The organism is Streptomyces sp. NPDC046925 (assembly GCF_040644915.1).
Taxonomy (GTDB): Bacteria; Actinomycetota; Actinomycetes; order Streptomycetales; family Streptomycetaceae; genus Streptomyces.
On sequence record NZ_JBEYWZ010000017.1, the window covers coordinates 52,720 to 70,210 of the forward strand.

At 71.2% G+C, this 17,491-nt stretch carries 17 protein-coding genes; 8 read left to right on the forward strand and 9 right to left on the reverse strand.

Translation table 11 applies throughout. The annotated features are described in order from the left end of the window. Window positions 1-64: 64 nt before the first annotated feature. Window positions 65-1,564 (reverse strand): PLP-dependent aminotransferase family protein, encoded by a 1,500-nt coding sequence (locus ABZ906_RS41045; RefSeq protein WP_361391575.1) that lies wholly within the window; start codon window positions 1,562-1,564, stop codon window positions 65-67. Between the two features lie 64 nt (window positions 1,565-1,628). Here ABZ906_RS41045 and ABZ906_RS41050 point away from each other — a divergent pair, with 64 nt between their 5' ends. The 4 genes from ABZ906_RS41050 (at window position 1,629) to ABZ906_RS41065 (ending at window position 5,198) form a co-directional block, all read left to right on the forward strand. After that, entirely contained in the window at window positions 1,629-2,384 is a 756-nt protein-coding gene (locus ABZ906_RS41050) for a hypothetical protein (RefSeq protein WP_361391578.1), read from the forward strand. Further along, the gene (locus ABZ906_RS41055; RefSeq protein WP_361391580.1) at window positions 2,381-3,148 is read left to right on the forward strand and encodes a glycerophosphodiester phosphodiesterase; all 768 of its coding nucleotides are present in this window, start codon (window positions 2,381-2,383) and stop codon (window positions 3,146-3,148) included. Before ABZ906_RS41050 ends, ABZ906_RS41055 begins: the two co-directional genes overlap by 4 nt. 48 nt (window positions 3,149-3,196) lie before the next feature. Then, a complete protein-coding gene (locus tag ABZ906_RS41060; RefSeq protein WP_361391583.1) occupies window positions 3,197-4,567 on the forward strand; it encodes an MFS transporter in 1,371 nt (456 codons plus the stop codon). Between the two features lie 256 nt (window positions 4,568-4,823). After that, window positions 4,824-5,198: an RNA polymerase-binding protein RbpA gene (locus tag ABZ906_RS41065; protein WP_030360404.1), complete on the forward strand. Its 375-nt coding sequence runs from the start codon at window positions 4,824-4,826 to the stop codon at window positions 5,196-5,198. A gap of 146 nt (window positions 5,199-5,344) precedes the next feature. Here ABZ906_RS41065 and fxsA read toward each other — a convergent pair whose 3' ends face one another. From fxsA to ABZ906_RS41085, 4 genes are all read right to left on the reverse strand, one after another. Next, window positions 5,345-5,926: an FxsA family membrane protein gene (gene fxsA / locus ABZ906_RS41070; protein WP_361192170.1), complete on the reverse strand. Its 582-nt coding sequence runs from the start codon at window positions 5,924-5,926 to the stop codon at window positions 5,345-5,347. A gap of 72 nt (window positions 5,927-5,998) precedes the next feature. Beyond that, a complete protein-coding gene (locus ABZ906_RS41075) occupies window positions 5,999-6,964 on the reverse strand; it encodes a polyprenol monophosphomannose synthase (protein WP_361391586.1) in 966 nt (321 codons plus the stop codon). A gap of 493 nt (window positions 6,965-7,457) precedes the next feature. Beyond that, on the reverse strand, window positions 7,458-9,101 hold the full coding sequence (locus tag ABZ906_RS41080) for an amidohydrolase (protein ID WP_361391589.1): 1,644 nt from the start codon (window positions 9,099-9,101) through the stop codon (window positions 7,458-7,460). Between the two features lie 70 nt (window positions 9,102-9,171). After that, window positions 9,172-9,612 (reverse strand): Lrp/AsnC family transcriptional regulator, encoded by a 441-nt coding sequence (locus ABZ906_RS41085; protein WP_361192179.1) that lies wholly within the window; start codon window positions 9,610-9,612, stop codon window positions 9,172-9,174. 199 nt (window positions 9,613-9,811) lie between these two features. Between ABZ906_RS41085 and ABZ906_RS41090 the strand changes: the two genes are divergently transcribed. Further along, window positions 9,812-10,258 carry a hypothetical protein gene (locus ABZ906_RS41090; RefSeq protein ID WP_361391592.1) on the forward strand — a complete coding sequence of 149 codons (447 nt, stop codon included), beginning with the start codon at window positions 9,812-9,814 and terminating at the stop codon, window positions 10,256-10,258. A gap of 3 nt (window positions 10,259-10,261) precedes the next feature. Here the strand turns inward: ABZ906_RS41090 and ABZ906_RS41095 are convergent, their stop codons facing one another. Further along, window positions 10,262-11,353, reverse strand: coding sequence for a phosphotransferase family protein (locus tag ABZ906_RS41095; RefSeq protein WP_361391595.1), 1,092 nt, complete (start codon window positions 11,351-11,353; stop codon window positions 10,262-10,264). Between the two features lie 45 nt (window positions 11,354-11,398). After that, entirely contained in the window at window positions 11,399-12,526 is a 1,128-nt protein-coding gene (locus ABZ906_RS41100; protein WP_361391598.1) for a hypothetical protein, read from the reverse strand. A 270-nt stretch (window positions 12,527-12,796) separates the two neighbouring features. Between ABZ906_RS41100 and ABZ906_RS41105 the strand changes: the two genes are divergently transcribed. Next, window positions 12,797-13,195, forward strand: coding sequence for a hypothetical protein (locus tag ABZ906_RS41105; RefSeq protein WP_361391810.1), 399 nt, complete (start codon window positions 12,797-12,799; stop codon window positions 13,193-13,195). Here the strand turns inward: ABZ906_RS41105 and ABZ906_RS41110 are convergent. Then, entirely contained in the window at window positions 13,158-14,333 is a 1,176-nt protein-coding gene (locus tag ABZ906_RS41110; protein ID WP_361391601.1) for an acyl-CoA dehydrogenase family protein, read from the reverse strand. The two genes, ABZ906_RS41105 and ABZ906_RS41110, sit on opposite strands and share 38 nt — an antisense overlap. Window positions 14,334-14,721: 388 nt before the next feature. Between ABZ906_RS41110 and ABZ906_RS41115 the strand changes: the two genes are divergently transcribed. Next, window positions 14,722-15,975: a glycoside hydrolase family 18 protein gene (locus ABZ906_RS41115; protein WP_361192194.1), complete on the forward strand. Its 1,254-nt coding sequence runs from the start codon at window positions 14,722-14,724 to the stop codon at window positions 15,973-15,975. A 51-nt stretch (window positions 15,976-16,026) separates the two neighbouring features. Here the strand turns inward: ABZ906_RS41115 and ABZ906_RS41120 are convergent, their stop codons facing one another. Next, on the reverse strand, window positions 16,027-16,653 hold the full coding sequence (locus ABZ906_RS41120; RefSeq protein WP_361192196.1) for a TetR/AcrR family transcriptional regulator: 627 nt from the start codon (window positions 16,651-16,653) through the stop codon (window positions 16,027-16,029). A gap of 170 nt (window positions 16,654-16,823) precedes the next feature. Between ABZ906_RS41120 and ABZ906_RS41125 the strand changes: the two genes are divergently transcribed. Beyond that, window positions 16,824-17,438, forward strand: coding sequence for a DUF6230 family protein (locus ABZ906_RS41125; RefSeq protein WP_361391604.1), 615 nt, complete (start codon window positions 16,824-16,826; stop codon window positions 17,436-17,438). Window positions 17,439-17,491 lie beyond the last annotated feature (53 nt).

Consider the following 17,491-nt stretch of genomic DNA (forward strand, 5'->3'; position numbering starts at 1 on the left):
TCCCGCCGCGCAGCCGATCCCAGCACGCTCAGGCGGGAGGGACGCCCTGCGCCCCCACGAAGTCCTACGCCACGAAGGCCCGCGGCGCCTCCACTCCCCCGACCGCCCCCGTCTCCACGAGGCGCGCGGCGGCCGCGAGGCGCACCGCCGCCTCCTCGGCCACCGCGCCGCCCACGGTGAACGGCAGCCGCACATACCCCTCGAAGGCTCCGTCCACGCCGAAACGCGGCCCTGACGGGACCCTGACCCCGACCCGCTCGCCCATCTCGGCGATGCGGGAGCCGGAGAGGCCGCCGGCCCGCGCCCACAGGGTGAGCCCGCCCTTCGGCACCACGAACTCCCACGAGGGAAGTTCACGACGGACGGCGGCGACCAGGGCGTCGCGGTTCTCGCGGGCCTGGTCCCTGCGCACCCGCACGGCCGACTCCCAGCCGCCGGTGCTCAGGAGCCAGTTCACGGCCAGCTGCTCCAGGACGGGGGTGCCCATGTCGGCGTACGCGCGTGCCGACACCAGGCTGCGGATCACGTCCGGCGCGGCCCGCACCCAGCCGATGCGCATCCCCGCCCAGAAGGCCTTGCTCGCGGAACCGACGGTGATGACGGTCGAGCCCGCGGGATCGAAGCCGCAGACAGGGCGCGGCATCGACACGTCGTCGTCGAGCTGCAGCTCGGTCATCGTCTCGTCGACCACGACGACCGTGCCCGCGGAGCGCGCGGCGTCGACGAGCCCCCGCCGCTGGTCCTCGTCGGCGAGCGCGCCCGTGGGGTTGTGGAAGTCCGCGACCACGTAGGCCAGGCGGGGGGCGGCATCGCGGAGGACCTGCCGCCAGCGGTCCATGTCCCAGCCGCCGAGCCCCTCGGACATGGCGACGGGGACCAGACGGGCACCCGTCTCGCGCATGAGCTGGAGGATGTTGGCGTACGAGGGGGACTCGACGGCGATGCGTTCGCCGCGCGGTGCGAACAGATGGCAGATCGCGTCGATGGCGCCCATCGCGCCGGTCGTCACCATGATCTGTTCGGGCATGGTCGGGATGCCGCGCGCGGTGTAGCGCTCGGCGAGCATCTGGCGCAGGGCGGGCAGACCGGCCGGGAAGTCGCCGTGGGTATGGGCGTACGGAGGGAGCTCTTCCAGGGCGCCCTGGACGGCACGGGTGAGCCAGGGCTCCGGTGCGGGCAGCGCGGCGCAACCCAGATCGATCATGGAGCCGAGCGCCTCGGGGGGAAGCGGTTCGAGCCCGCGCGCGGGGAGCGGGTTTCCGGCCGGAACAGCGGTCCAGCTGCCCGCTCCCCTGCGGGACTCCAGGAAGCCTTCGGTGCGCAGCGCCTCGTACGCGGCCGCGACCGTGGTCCGGCTCACGGCCAGGGACACGGCCAGTTCGCGCTCGGCGGGCAGGCGCGCGGCGACCGGGACGCGGCCTTCGAGGACGAGCATGCGGATGCCGTCGGCGAGGGCGCGGTAGGCCGGCGGGCGGCGCGTGCCGGGGCCCGCGGGGCGTGTCTGCTGAGAGGTGAGCAGCCGGGCGAGCTGCGTGGAGCCCACCGCCGAAGTCCACTGAGCCATGATTCCCAGTCCACCTTCCTGGAATTGGCCATGGTTGGCATCCTGTTACAAGCCACAGAGTGTCATGTGCCAGGCCACATCACCAGCAGGGGGGCACACCTTGTCCATACCGAAGCCACCGAAGGCAGCAAAGCCGTCGAAGGCACCGAAGCCGTCGAAGACCTTTGAGTCGCACCAGCCGCACCTGGCCCGCAGGCTGATCCAGCTGTACGTCGGCCTGGCGCTGTACGGCGTGAGTTCCGGGCTCCTGGTGGTGTCCGGCCTGGGCCTCGAACCGTGGAACGTGCTGCACCAGGGCCTCGCCGAGCTGACCGGGATGTCCATCGGCGTCGTCTCGATCTTCATCGGCGCCGTGGTGCTGCTCCTGTGGATCCCGCTGCGCCAGCGCCCCGGCCTCGGCACGGTGTCCAACGTCTTCGTCGTCGGCCTGGCCATGGACGCCACCCTCGCCCTGATGCCGGACGCGCACGGGCTCGGCGCCCGCATTCCGCTCCTCGTGGCGGGGATCGTCCTGAACGGTGCGGCCACCGGGCTCTACATCTCGGCGAAGTTCGGCCCCGGACCGCGGGACGGCCTGATGACGGGCCTGCACCAGCGCACCGGCCGCTCGATCCGTCTCATGCGGACGCTGGTGGAGGTGGCGGTGGTCGTCACCGGCTTCGTCTTCGGCGGCACAGTGGGCGTCGGAACGGTCCTCTACGCCCTGGCGATCGGCCCCCTCGCCCAGTTCTTCCTGCGCCTCTTCGCCGTCCCCGCGCCGCCCGCGCGTGACACCGCGGCTGCCGGAGGTCAACCGGAGCAGGCAATACTGCAGCCGTGACCACGCGCGTACGCCACCCCTATCTCGACCATCCGGGACCGCTCCCCTTCGCCCACCGCGGCGGGGCGGCGGACGGCCTGGAGAACACCACCGCCGCGTTCCGGCGCGCGGTCGACCTGGGGTACCGCTACATCGAGACGGACGTGCACGCCACGTCGGACGGCCGCCTCGTGGCCTTCCACGACGCGACGCTCGACCGGGTGACGGACACGGCCGGGCAGATCGCCGACCTCCCCTGGAGCGCCGTGCGGCACGCGCGCGTGGCGGGCAGCGAGCCGGTGCCCCTCTTCGAAGAGCTCCTTGAGTCCTTCCCCGACGTCCGCTGGAACGTGGACGTGAAGGCCGAGCCCGCCCTGCGCCCGCTCCTGGACCTGCTGCGCCGCACCGACGCCTGGGACCGCGTGTGCGTCGGGTCGTTCTCCGAGGCCAGGGTGGCCCGGGCCCAGCGGCTCGCGGGCCCCCGCCTCGCCACCTCGTACGGCACCCGGGGCGTGGCGGCCCTGCGGCTGAGCTCCTTCGGTGTCCCCGCCCCCGTGCGCCGTTCCGCGGTGTGCGCGCAGGTGCCCGAGACGCACGCCGGGATCCGGGTGGTGGACCGCCGCTTCGTGCGTGCGGCCCACGCGCGCGGGCTCCAGGTGCACGTCTGGACGGTCAACGACGCGGAGCGGATGGCCGCTCTCCTCGACCTCGGTGTAGATGGCATCATCTCTGATCACATCGAGACGCTGCGCGAAGTGCTGAAGGACCGGGGAGCCTGGGCCTGACCGCCTCCGGGGCGGCAGCGGACCACGGGAACCAGCGAGGGGGCACGGGTGGGCACCGACACCGTGCGGACGACGCCACCGGCCGACGCGAGCGTCGCGGAGCGACGGCGCGAGCAGCGCGGCTGGTACTTCTACGACTGGGCGTGCTCGGTCTATTCGACGAGCGTCCTGACCGTCTTCCTCGGCCCGTATCTGACGCAGATAGCGAAGTCGGCCGCGGACGGCGACGGGTACGTCCGCCCGCTCGGCATACCGATCAGCGCCGGGTCCTTCTTCGCGTACGCGGTGTCGGCCTCGGTGATCCTCTCGGTCTTCGTCATGCCGCTCGCGGGCGCCGCCGCCGACCGCACGGGCCGCAAGAAGCCGCTGCTGGCGGTGGCCGCCTATCTGGGGGCCGCGGCGACGGCCGGCATGTTCTTCCTGGACGGCGACCGCTATCTCCTCGGCGGCTTCCTCCTGATCGTCGCCAACGCCTCGCTCGCCGTCTCGATGGTGCTCTACAACTCCTTTCTGCCGCAGATCGCCCCGCCCGAGGAGCGCGACGCGGTCTCCTCGCGCGGCTGGGCGTTCGGTTACGCGTCGGGCGCGCTGGTCCTGGTGGCGAATCTGGTCCTGTTCCTGGCCCATGACACCTTCGGCGTCTCGGAGTCGACGGCCGTGCGCATCTGCCTGGCGTCGGCGGGCGTGTGGTGGGGCGCCTTCTCCCTCGTACCGCTGCGGCGGCTGCGTGATCGCAGGGTGGCGCCCCCGCAGTCGTCCCGGTCGGCCCAGGGGTCGGCCCGCGGCTGGCGGCAGCTGGCGGCGACCGTGCGCGACATGCGCCGCCATCCGCACACGCTGTCCTTCCTGCTCGCCTACCTCGTCTACAACGACGGCGTGCAGACGGTGATCTCCCAGGCGTCCGTCTACGGCTCCGAAGAGCTCGGCCTCGACCAGTCCACGCTGATCGTGGCGGTCCTCCTCGTACAGGTGCTCGCGGTGGCGGGAGCGCTCGCCATGGGACGCCTCGCACGGACGTACGGGGCCAAGCGCACCATCCTCGGATCGCTCGTGGCGTGGACGGTCACGATCGGGGCCGGGTTCTTCCTGCCCGCGGGCGCGCCGGTGTGGTTCTTCGTGCTCGCGGCGGGGATCGGTCTGGTGCTCGGGGGTTCGCAGGCGCTCTCGCGGTCCCTGTTCTCGCATCTGGTGCCCGCGGGCAAGGAGGCCGAGTACTTCTCCGCGTACGAGATCAGCGACCGCGGCATGGCCTGGCTCGGGCCGCTGATCTTCGGCCTGACGTACCAGCTCACGGGGAGCTACCGCGACGCGATCCTCTCGCTCGTGGCCTTCTTCGTGATCGGTTTCGTCCTGCTCGCGCGGGTACCCGTACGGCGTGCGATCCGCGACGCGGGAAATCCCGTACCCGACAGGATTTAGCAACTGAAGCCAAAGGGCGGTAGTGTACGCGTTTGGCTTACCAGGCGGACCGTTACTGCGCGCTGGAGATTCAGAAACGCAGGGTGACATCCTCTGTCAGATGTGACATACCGGGCGCTGGTGGGTACAACAAGGGGCGGCATACGACGGCGACGCATGACCCTTAACGGGAATCTTTACCGCCGACCGGACGTTGACCGGATGACGACGACAGCGACACCTGTCCTGTGGGCGACAAGCCCGGGAGGCACGATTCATGAGTGAGCGAGCTCTTCGCGGCACGCGCCTCGTGGTGACCAGCTACGAGACCGACCGCGGCATCGACTTGGCTCCGCGCCAGGCCGTGGAGTACGCATGCCAGAACGGACATCGTTTTGAGATGCCCTTCTCGGTAGAGGCGGAAATCCCGCCGGAGTGGGAGTGCAAGGTCTGCGGGGCCCAGGCACTCCTCGTTGACGGCGATGGACCTGAGGAGAAGAAGGGGAAGCCCGCGCGTACGCACTGGGACATGCTCATGGAGCGCCGTACTCGAGAAGAACTCGAGGAGGTCCTGGAGGAGCGCCTCGCGGTTCTCCGTTCAGGAGCCATGAACATCGCGGTGCACCCGCGGGACAGCCGGAAGTCCGCCTGACGGCGAACTGAGCCACACGGCCGACTGAAGAACACCGCACACGAAGGCCGGGGCCACTGCTGAGCAGTGGCCCCGGCCTTCGTGCTGTTCGGGGCCGGCTGTGCGGGCCCGCTGGGCTCAGCGGGCCCGCACAGCTCCCGCTCGGCTCAGCGGGGCGGGAGCTGGGGGTCGTCCGGGTGCGGGTCGCGGGCCGGTCGCTCGTCGTCCCTGATGACCTCGCCCTGGACGACCTTGCCGTCCGGACGGTGCATGCGCGCCTGCTGGAAGGCCTCGCCGAGGCCACCCTGGGTGGCGGCCTCGCGGACCTTGCGCTCGAAGGTCCGCTCGGCCGTACGACTCACGGCCTTCTGGACCGGCGGCACGAGCAGGAGCAGCCCGAGCGCGTCGGAGATCAGCCCCGGCAGGATGATCAGCAGGCCGCCCAGCATCGTCAGGGCGTTGCCCCCGCCCCGCTCGGAGGGATGCGGCGCCAGGCCGCTCTGCTGCTGTTGTACGGCCTCGCTCAGCTCCCGGAAGGCCCGGCGACCGGCGTGCTTGATGACCATGCCGCCGAGCACCACACCGGCCACGAGCAGCAGGAACACCGTGAGCCCGCCCGCGGCGCCCGCCACCATCGTGAGCAGCCAGATCTCCAGGACCAGCCACGCGGCGATGCCGAGCGGCAGGAACCTCAGGACGCGTGAGCGCCGGGGCCGGGCAGGTCGGGTGGGCGATGCGCCAGTCGTCATGGCTCCAGTGTGCCTGGGCCCGGCTCAGACCGGCATAAAGGGATGATCAACAAGCGGCGGCCGGAGCGGCCGTCAGGGGGTCTCGGCAGCCTTGGGGGGCTCCTGCGATCCCGCTGCGTCCTTGCTGTCCTTGGCGTCCGGGGTGTCCGTGACGCCCTTGACGTCCTTGACGTCCCTGACCTCCGTGACGCCCTTGGCGTCCTTCACGTCCCTGACGTCCTTGGCGTCCCTGACGTCCTTGGTGTCCTTGCGGCCGAGCACGCGGCCGACCCGGCCGACGCGCTCCCCCACGCCCCACGCCGTGACGCGCCACAGCGCCTCGGCGACGATGTCCTGGCTCATCTTGCTGTCGCCGAGCTCCCGCTCGACGAAGGTGATCGGCACCTCGACGACGTGGTAGCCCGACTTGATCGCCCGGCGCGCGAGGTCGACCTGGAAGCAGTAGCCCTGCGAGGCGACCTCACCGAGGCCGATGCCTTCGAGGGTCTCGCGGCGGAAGGCGCGGTAGCCGCCCGTGACGTCACGGATCGGCACGTCGAGCATCAGCCGGGAGTACGTGCTGCCGCCGCGGGAGATCATCTCGCGGTACTTGGGCCAGTTCACGATCCGCCCGCCCGGCACCCAGCGCGAGCCCAGCACGAGGTCGGCGCCCTTGAGCGCGGTGAGCAGCCTGGGCAGCTCCTCGGGCTGGTGGGAGCCGTCGGCGTCCATCTCCACGAGCACGCCGTAGTCGTTGTCCAGGCCCCACTGGAAGCCCGCGAGATAGGCCGCGCCGAGGCCTTCCTTGCCCTTGCGGTGCAGCACGTGGACATGCCCGTCCTCGGCCGCGAGTTCATCGGCGATCTTGCCGGTGCCGTCGGGGCTGTTGTCGTCGGCGACGAGGATGTGCGCCTCGGGCACGGCCACGCGGACACGGCCGACGATGGACTGGATGTTCTCCGCCTCGTTGTAGGTCGGAATGATCACCAAGGCCATGCCGAGCGGGCCGAACTGCCTCGCCTGGTCTCCGGTTCCGGAGACCCCACCGCCGTCGTTCACTACTGCCCCTTCGTTCGTACGCAGAGGACCACCATAGTGGCCGCGTCGCGCACGGCCACGGCGGCACGTGCGGTTGGAGGGGGGAGTACTGCGGGTCGGGGCCCGGCGCCCTTCGGGCCGACCTGGGGCCCGCTGGCTGCGGGTCGACCGAGAGCCGTTGTCTACTGAGCGTCCGGGCCCCACCCGGGTCACACCTGCCGGCCCGGTGGAACGTTCCCTCGCGTCCGCGGCGCGGGCGCTGGACCTGGCTCCCAGTGGTGGTGCGCCGGTGCGGCACACCGCCCATGGCCCAGCGGCGTTCGACGGCTTGCGGGGAAATTCTCCGGTCGGACGTCCTTTGGTGGACCCGGCCGAACCTACCGGCCCACGGCGGCGTTCTGTCAATAGCCGTTTGACCTGCGGCGATCCCAAAGACAGCCAGGTCAGTGCCGAGGATACGCAGGTCGTGCGACGCGCCAACGGGCCGCGATCGGCGGTACGCAGCGCCGGGACATCACTCGTCCGGCCGTACGTAGACCGGCTGTCCGAAGACCACCGTGCGCAGGCAGACGGGGAGTTCGGCGCCCGGCGTCAGGTCGGGCAGGCCGGGCGTGCCGGAGCGCGGATCGGTCGACCAACGCGCGACCCGGTCGTCCGGTGCCTGGACCACGAGGTCAGCGGTCCGCCAGACGGCGTAGTCGGCCGGTGCTCCCGGCACCAGGATCCCCGCGTCGTCCCGGCCGATGGCCCGCCAGCCGCCGCGGGTGTGCGCGGTGAACGCGGCCCGCACCGACACCCGGTGCTCGAGGGTCTGATGGAACGCGGCGGCGCGGACGGTGCCCCAGGGATCGAGCGGGGTGACGGGGCTGTCGGAGCCGAAAGCGAGGGGAACGCCGGTGCGCAGGAGGCCCGCGTAAGGGTTGAGCATGCGGGCCCGCTCGGCGCCGAGGCGCTGGACGTACATGCCGTCGTCGCCGCCCCACAGGGCGTCGAAGGCGGGCTGCACGGAGGCGGTGAAGCCCAGTTCGGCGAAGGCGGCGATCGCCTCCGGGGTGAGCATCTCGGCGTGCTCGACGCGGTGTCTGGCGGCGCGGACGCGGGCCCGGCCGACCTTCTCCGAGGCGGCGCGGAAGCCCTCGACGACGGCGGTCATCGCGGCGTCCCCGATGGCGTGGAAGCCCGCCTGGACCCCGGCCTCGGTGCAGGCGACGACGTGCGCGGCGACGGCGGCGGCGTCCAGATAGGCGGTGCCGGTGTGGCCGGAGTCGGCGTACGGCTCGTGCAGGCAGGCGGTGTGCGAGCCGAGCGCGCCGTCCACGAAGAGGTCGCCCGCGGCGCCGTGGGCACCCAGCTCCTTTGCACGGGCGATGCCTTCCTCGCCGTGCTGCGCCCAGTAGCCGACGACGCGGGGCCCGGCCTCTTCCGCGGCGAGACGCAGGAGGCCCGTGAGGTCGTCCTCGCCGGAGATGTCGGGCCCGGCGCACTCGTGCACCGAGCCGATGCCGAGGGACGCGGCATGCCGCAGGGCCGCGCGCTGCGCCTCGGTGCGCTGCTGCGGGGTGAGGGCGCCGAGGGCGGCGGCGCGCACCGCGTGGTGGGCGTCGGCGGTCAGCGGTGCGTCGGCGTGGAAGCCCGTGCGCCCGGTGATACCGGGGACGAGGTCGAGCAGCGCGGTGGTGACGACGGCCGAGTGGACGTCGATGCGGGAGAGATAGAGGGGACGGCCGCCTGCCGCCTCGTCGAGTTCGGCGCGCGTGGGCGGCCGTCCGTCGCTCCAGCGGGCGGCGTCCCAGCCGTGGCCGAGGAGGACACGGTCGTGCGGCCGGGCGGCGGTGTGTTCGCGTACGAGCGCGAGGGCGTCGCCGAGGGAGCGCGCACCCGTCAGATCGAGCCCCGTCAGGGCGAGTCCGGTCGCCGTGGTGTGCACATGCGCATCGGTGAACGCGGGGGTGACGAGCGCGCCGTCGAGGTCGATGACCTCGTCCACGCCGTCGGCGAACGCGTCGGCCGCGCCCTCGGATCCCACCCAGGCGACGTGCCCGCGTTCGACGACCATCGCCGTGGCGAAGGGATCTGCGGGGCTGTGGACGTCTCCGCCGCGCAGCAGCACGGTGCGGTGGCCCTCAGGGCCGTTCTGGGGGGTGGTGCTCTCGCTCATGGGAACAGTCTGGCCCCTGCTGGTCCGGGCCCCGCGCCAGGGTCGCCCGCCGCGGCCGCCCGCGGGCCGCTCAGACCTGCGGGGGCCTGGCCTCGTACGGCGTGGAGAGCACGACCGTGGTCCGGGTGGAGACTCCGGCCAGTGCCCGCAGGCGGCTCAGCAGGTGTTCGAGCTCCAGGGGCGTCGAGACGCGCACCTTGAGGATGTAGTTCTCGTCGCCGGCGACGCTGTGGCACGCCTCGATCTCCGGGACGCCGGCGAGGCGTTCGGCGATGTCGTCGGGCGCGCTGGGGTCGAACGGCTTCACCGAGATGAAAGCCGTGAGCGGCAGGCCCACGGCCTCCGGGTCCACGACCGCGGCATAGCCGCGGATGACACCGCGCTGTTCCAGGCGGCGCACACGCTGGTGCACGGCCGATGTGGACAGGCCCGTGGCCTTGCCCAGGTCGGTGTAGCTCATCCGCCCGTCCTTGACGAGCAGCTGCACGATCTGTCGGTCCAGCTCCTCCATGCGCTGAACCTACAGGGCTCTTGATCCCTCCGGATACCTGTGGGGACGGCGGCGGCATCTTCTCGGGGCATGTGACGAACGACACATACCTGTGACCGTGTCCAAAGGGATGCCACGATTACCTCTACGACGGGACGGGAAGTGCTTGCTGTGGTCGAGGCCGCAGCGCCTTCTCGGCCCACCCAAGGGGGAGAATCCCATGCAGAACTTGAAGCGCCCCGGTCGCTCTGCCCGCAGCAAGCAGCAGCGCTCCGATGAATCCGCGTCCACCTCCGTATCGGAGGGCGTCGAACCGGCCGAGACCGAGTTCGACGCGTACGACACTTTCGAGATGTACCGCGTGACGTGCCCCGACTGCGCGCAGCCGATCGCGCTGCTCGCCGACGAGGACGTTCTGCCCGAGCACGCGCTGTGCGCCACGCGATGGGACCCGTTCGGGCTCACGGTGTGTGCGGGCACGGGCCGCGCCGCGGCCGACGCGGAGCCCGCGGACGATTCGATGGAGGCTCAGGAGCAGGACACGGGCCTGCTGTTGACGCTCCCTCAGGGACTCGACTGGCGGACGCAGCCCTTCTCGCACGTGGGCGGCCAGGGCTCGCGCCCGCGTCGCATCGTCCCCCTGCCCGACCGCCGCTCCGCGGCCTGACGGCTACCAGTAGCTGCCCTGCACCATGGCCGCCAGGCTGGCGTGGTGCAGGATCAGCGTGTCCGGGTCCTCGGGGACCGCGGCCTCACCGAAGTGCACCTGCCGGTAGGCGACGCGCAGCATGACGACGGCGTGCCGCAGCGCCGCGTACAGCGTGTAGAAGTCCATGTCCCGCGGCGTGTGGCCGGTGAGCCGGGCATAGCTCTCCTCGACGCGGTCCCGGCGCAGGAATCCGGGCAGGCCCTCCTGCCCGAAGCTCACCGTCAGGTCCTGGAAGAAGCGGTGCAGGTAGACCGTCCAGCCCAGATCGACCTCGCGGGGCGCGAGCGCGGCCATCTCCCAGTCCAGGACGGCCGCGGGTTCGAAGCCGTCGTAGATGACGTTGCCGATGCGTGCGTCGCCCCAGTTGAGGACGGTCTCGCCCTCGTCGGCCGGCCACCACTCCTCGAGGCGTTCGAAGGCGCTCTCGATGAGGGGCGAGCGGGGCAGCCCGTCGACCACCCATGCGTAGTAGGCGCGTTGGGCCCTCACGTGCCGCCGCAGCGGGCTGCCTTCGCCGGGCAGTGCGAGGAACGCGGCGTCCCCGGCGGGCGCTTGGTCGTGCAGGCGGGCGAGCAGCCGGATCGACGCCTCCTCCAGGTGCGCGCGTTCGGCGTCGCTCGCGGAGTGCAGCCAATTCCCCTCGTACGTATAGGGCATGACGTCCGGCGGCACGCGTCCCTCGACCCGCTCCATGACGAAGAAGGGCGCTCCGAGCGGCGCCGGATCCTCCTCGAGCCACAGCACGCGCGGCACGGGCAGGTCCGTGTTCTCGGCGACGAGCCGCATGGTGCGGTGCTGGCGCGGCAGGTCGTAGACGGGGAAGATCGTGTACGCGGCCGGGTCCGCCGCCACGCGTAACGCGCAGGCGCGCAGCGGGGGTTGCGGGTGCTCGATGTCGAAGAGCAGGGTCTCGCTCGACATGCCGTTGGACTCGGGGACCCGTACGCCGGTGGCCTTGGCGCCGGGCAGCCGGGCGCCGAGCCAGGCCGTGAGCCTGCGGGTGAGCTCCTCCGGGTCGCGGGTGGTGGTGCGGGGGCTGGGCGCTGTCGCCATCACCGGGCTCCTTTCGACTGCTGGTTCTCAGGTCGACTGCTGATCTCAGGGCGCGACCGAGTCGAAGCCGGTGAAGCCGCTCGGGTCGTGGCGGCCGAAGCTGCCGTGTTCGAAGATCCCGTATCCCGTCTGCCCGTTGAGGGTGAAGCGGGCCGCGTGGTCGATGACGCCGTACGCGGCCATGGGATGCGCGGCCGGGTCCGACAGGTCGTACCGGCGGCGGTCGCTCCAGCCGCGCCCCTGCCAGGTGCCGTGCTGCCAGTCGTCGGCGGGCGGATATCCGGCGCCCACGGCCAGCGGCATCGAGGCAAGGACCTCGACGCCGAGCTCCATGGGCTTGCGGTCGTCGGGGTCGGTGAGGTGGATGACGGCGCGTTCGGGGTGGCGGGTGCCGGAGCGGTAGGTGATGTCGGCCTGCGGCCAGCCGAGCTGCCGGTCGCGCGCCCCGTGTCGTACGAGCGTCGCTTCGTTGAGGGTGCGGTAGCCGTCCGCGTCCTCCTGGGCGATGACCATGAGGAAACGGTCCTCGAAGCGCACCGGGCTCCAGATCCAGTGGAAGCCCTCGGTGCCGAACTCCTCCTCAAGGCGACCGCGTTCCTCGCCGGGGATCGGCCGCACGCCCCAGCTGCGGTCGCGCGTCGCGGTCCACTCCCCCGCCGTCACCGGGATGTCATCTCCGCCGACACGGATCACGCCGGTACAGCCGCCCGCCTGGACGAAGCGGCGCCCTTCGAGGGAGAGCCGGTCGCCGCGCCGCTGGATGTGGTGCGGCTCCCAGAGGGCGGGGAAGGAGGCGTTCCACGTGATGTCGTACGAGAGGGAGGCGGGGTCGTCGGGATCGGCGGCGCACCTCAGGCGCAGCCGTTGCAGCGGTTCATCGACGGTGATGGTCAGCGGGCCGACGGAGAGGTTCATCCGGTCGTCGCCGAGCGCGTCCGAGGCGCGTACGGCGTGGAGCGTATCCCCTCTGCGCAGGGTGGCGTAGGCGTCGATCACACCGACGTTCGGGTAGACGCCGAGCCCGAGGATGAGGAGCGATCGGCCCTCGTGGTCGAAGAGGTGGAAGATGCAGCGGTCGTAGGCGTTGCGGTCGCCCGTCGCGACCTGCTTCATGGACAGCGGCACCTGATGGATCGGGTACTCGTCGAGCGGGACGGGACGGTCGTCTGCCACGGCAAACCTCCCTGTTCGCACGGCAGTTGGCGAGCCCGGCGCTGATGCCGGGCCTCCGGCGCGGAGTTGACGGTACGTCAGCTCGTGCGACGGAGCCAGAGACGTGCCGGCCCGCGTTCACGCAAGGCGCCGGGCCGTGTGGGCCGTACGGGCCGTACGGGCGCGGGGCACGGCGGGAAGCGCCCCGCGGCCGCCGCGCGGGCACGTCGCGAACGCACGGTCGAATGCGGCGGGTGGTGACCTGTCCCCCGCGGCGGGCGTTGGCCCTGCATGACCACCCCCACGCCGATGCCCGTGGCGCACCCGCCGACCGGCCGACGCAGGCGCACCCTCCTGACGGCTCCCCCGCCCGACGCCGCAGAATCGGTTCCTCAGCATCCCCAGCAGCCGCCGCTGCACTCTCAGCAGGCGCCGCACCCCCAGCAACCGCAGCACGCGCAGCACCCCCAACAGCCCCCGCAGCACGCCCCGCAGCCCCCGCCGCCGCCTCAACCCCAGCCCCCGCACGTCCTCGACCCGCCGATCTACCGCGCCCTCCTGCGCAACTGGGCCGAGCGGGGCAGGACCCTGCCGGGGCGCCACGACCCGGAGTGGGTGCGGCTCGCGGCGCCGCAGGTCAGGCTCGGCCAGTTCAGCGCGAGTCGGGACCCGCGAGGTGACGGGCGATGACCATCCGCTGGATCTGATTGGTGCCCTCGACGATCTGCAGCACCTTGGCCTCGCGCATGAAGCGCTCCACGGGGAAGTCCGCGGTGTAGCCATAGCCGCCGAGGACCTGCACGGCGTCCGTCGTGACCTTCATCGCGGCGTCCGTGCACAGCAGCTTGGCCATGGCCGCCTGCTTGGAGAACGGCCTGCCCGCGTCGCGCAGCCGCGCCGCGGAGAGATAGAGCGCCCGGCCCGCCTCGATCTGCGTCGCCATGTCCGCCAGCATGAAGCGCAGACCCTGGAAGTCCGCGATCGGCCGCCCGAACTGCTGCCGCTCGGTGGCGTAGCGCAGTGCCTCGTCAAGGGCCGCCTGGGCCACGCCGATGGCGCAGGCCGCGATCCCGAGCCGCCCCGAGTCGAGCGCGGAGAGCGCGATCGCGAAGCCCTGGCCCTCCTCGCCGATGCGGCGGGAGTCGGGGACCCGCACCCCGTCGAAATTGATCTGGGCCGTGGGCGAGCCCTTCATGCCCATCTTCTTCTCGGGCTGCGCCGCGTCCAGACCCTCGGCGTCGCCCGGCACCAGGAACGCGGAGATGCCACGGGCTCCTTCGCCGCCGGTGCGGGCGAGCACGGTGTAGAAGTCGGCGACTCCGCCGTGCGTGATCCACGCCTTCGTTCCGGTGATCACCCAGCCGTCGTCGTCGCGCACGGCCTTCGTCCGCAGGGACGCGGCGTCCGAACCGGAGGCGGGCTCGGAGAGGCAGTACGCCCCGAGCAGTCCGCCGCCGAGCATCGCCGGAAGGTGCTCGGCCTGCTGCTCCTTGGTGCCGTAGCCCGCGAGCGCGTGGCAGGACAGGGAGTGGACGCTGACACCGAGGCCGACGGTGAGCCGGGCGGCGGCGAGCTCTTCGAGAACCTGGAGATAGACCTCGTACGGCTGGTCGCCGCCGCCGAATTCGGAGGAGTACGGAAGCCCGAGCAGTCCGGATTCGGAGAGCAGCGTGAAGACCTCGCGCGGGAAGACCCCGGCGTCCTCTTCGTCGGCCGCCCGGGGAGCTATCTCCCGCTGGACGAGATCACGGACGAGCGAGAACAGATCCCGCGCCTCGTCCGTGGGCAACTGACGGTCCACCGACTGCTGCAAGGTTCGCTCAGGCATGGCGATCGCATCCTCCCTTTCGGCACTGCGGCGGACCCGCGGGGTAGTGCGGCGCCACCGTGTCTCACGCCCCGGCCGGTGGTGCCCTTCCGGGTCGCGGAAGGTGCTGTGACCAGCGGCTGTGGCGCGTTGAGTATGCCCGATCAGCGGCGGCCAGTCACTAGTTAACGACCGCTTACTCAAAAGATAACCGACGGCCGCAAGAGCGGCCCGGAATTGGTCCGAACCATTGACCCCACTGGTCTAGTCCTCCTAGAGTCCAGCCGAACGCCTTACCGCGTTCATGCCAATTCAAGCTTCACCGATGTCCCCGCGACATCCGCAGGGCATCCGCAGGTCAAAAGCACCATGTCCCCCCATGCGCCCTCTCCCCCCACGAGGAGAAACGATGCTCAGACCGCACCTCCCCCGCGCTCCCTTCCGGGCGCTCGTCGCCACCGCGTGTTGTGCCGTTCTCGGCGGAGGTCTGCTCGCCGGCGCGGGCACCGCCGCCGCCGGCCCCGAAACCGGTACCGCCAAGGCCGCGGACTCCAAGGCGGCAGGCTCCAAGGTCGTCGGATACTTCACCGAGTGGGGTGTCTACGACCGGAATTACCACGTCAAGAACATCGACACGTCCGGCTCGGCCGACAAGCTCACGCACATCAACTACGCCTTCGGCAACGTCCAGGGCGGCAAGTGCACGATGGGCGACGCCTACGCTGCCACCGACAAGGCGTACACCGCCGACCAGTCGGTCGACGGCGTGGCCGACACCTGGGACCAGGACCTGCGCGGCAACTTCAACCAGCTGCGCAAGCTGAAGAAGAAGCACCCGGACCTCAAGGTTCTGTGGTCCTTCGGCGGCTGGACCTGGTCCGGCGGCTTCACCGAGGCCGCCAAGAACCCGGCCGCCTTCGCCCAGTCCTGCTACGACCTGGTCGAGAACTCCAAGTGGGCCGACGTCTTCGACGGCATCGACATCGACTGGGAGTACCCGAACGCCTGCGGTCTGACCTGCGACACCAGCGGGCGGGCCGCGTACAAGGACCTGATGTCCGCGGTGCGTTCGAAGTTCGGCGGCGACAACCTCGTCACCGCGGCCATCCCGGCCGACGCGGAGGAGGGCGGCAAGATCGACGCCGCCGACTACGCGGGCGCCGCCCAGTACGTCGACTGGTACAACCCGATGACGTACGACTACTTCGGCGCCTGGGACGCGAAGGGCCCGACCGCCCCGCACTCGCCGCTGAAGGCGTATGAGGGTGCACCCAAGGCGAACTGGAACACCGACTCCACGATCAAGAAGCTCCAGGGTCTGGGTGTCCCGTCGGACAAGCTGCTGCTCGGCATCGGCTTCTACGGCCGCGGCTGGACCGGCGTCACGCAGAAGGAGCCCGGCGGCACCGCCACCGGGGCCGCCGCGGGCAAGTACGAGGCGGGCATCGACGACTACAAGGAACTGAAGACCAAGTGCCCGGCCAACGGCACGGTCGGCGGGACCGCGTACGCCCACTGCGGCAACAACTGGTGGAGCTATGACACCCCGGCGACCATCGCGGGGAAGATGGACTACAAGAACCAGGCCGGTCTCGGCGGCACCTTCTTCTGGGAGCTCAGCGGGGACACGGCGGACGGCGAGCTGATCAAGGCCATCAACTGACCTTGCACACGCGGGTGTTGGGGCGGGAGCCGGACGGCTCCCGCCCCTTCCTCATGGCCTCGGCGGGGCGGGGTAGGACGGCTCGAACTCCTCGATGACGCGCAGGGTGTTCCCCAGGGTCCGCACGAGGAGGTCGCAGACCGTCTCGCGCGAGAGCTCCCGCACGCCGATCCAGTCAAGGGTGACCCCCTCGACGCTGCACAGCCAGCCGAGCAGCGCCGTGCGCGCCAGCTCCGGGATGTCGCGGCGACCGTAGGCGCCGTCGGCGATCGCCCCGATCAAGGCCTCGCGCACCCCGTCGCGTATGGCGTGCACCTCGGCGTCGAAGCCGACGCCGCCGCTGATGATCGTGCGGTACGCGGCCTGGTGGTGCTCGGCGTAGCGCAGATAGCCGTCGATGGTGCTGTGCACCCGCTCCACGGGCGGCAGGTCGTCGTGGCGCCCGGCGCGCTCGACCAGTTCGGCGACGGAGTCCTCGATGATCGCGAGGTAATAGCCGCGCTTGGACTTGAAGTAGTAGTAGATCAGCCCCTTGGCGACGGACGCCTGTTTTGCGATGTCGTCCATCGAGAGCGCGTCGTAGGACGTGTCGGCGAACAACTTCCGCCCGATGGTGATGAGTTCGGCGCGGCGCGCCACGGAGCGGTCGGTGCCGCGCGCCTGCGGACGGGTGTCCACCGGCCGGTCTGTGCCGCGCTGTTGACTATTATTCAATTTCGGCCCTAGTCTCCAACTGCCTCGGGAATCCGCAGTATGGCAGAAGCACGACGGCTGCCGGTTCGGCGTCCGAAGGCGCTCTCTCACGCACTCCCCCTACGCACCTGGACCGACGTACGGGAGGAAGACTCATGAGCGCAGCGCGCACCCCTTTGCGCGAAGGCAGAACCTCCTGGAAGAAGACGGCCGTCGTGGCCCTGCCGGCCGTGCTGGCCGTCGGCGCGATGGCCTCCGTGATGGCCGAGGGGGCGCTCGCCGCCTCCTTCGCCGTCTCGGGCACCAGCTTCCAGGTGTCGTCCGGCAAGCTCACCAGCCAGGGCCTGTCCTCCTACGTACAGACCGACCGGGACATCGACGGCAAGGGGCACCCGGTGGCGCTCCTCGGCATCGGTGACGCGACCCTCTCCGACATCTGCCAGGCCGCCGAGGTCAGGACCCCGGTGGGCAACGTGGTGTTCAAGCTGACCGCGGGCGGCCCGGCGGGCGAGGTCACCGCGAGCAATCTCATCATCGACGGCGAGGACCTGGAAGGCGACGCCCGCTTCGGCACGGCCGAGATCGGCCGGGACGCCTCGACCCTCGACGAGGTGCCGGGCGTCAAGGGCGAGAAGGGCAAGTTCGGGCTCCAGGCCGGGGACATCACCGTCTCCGGGGTGAAGTCCCACGCCTGGTCGGCGACCGGCGGGAACTTCCGGCTCAAGGGCATGAAGCTCGATGTGAGCGTCGGCGGCAAGAAGTGCTTCTGACCGGAGGCCGGAGGGCCTCGGTCCGGGCGCGGGGCAGGGACGGCGGCGGCCGG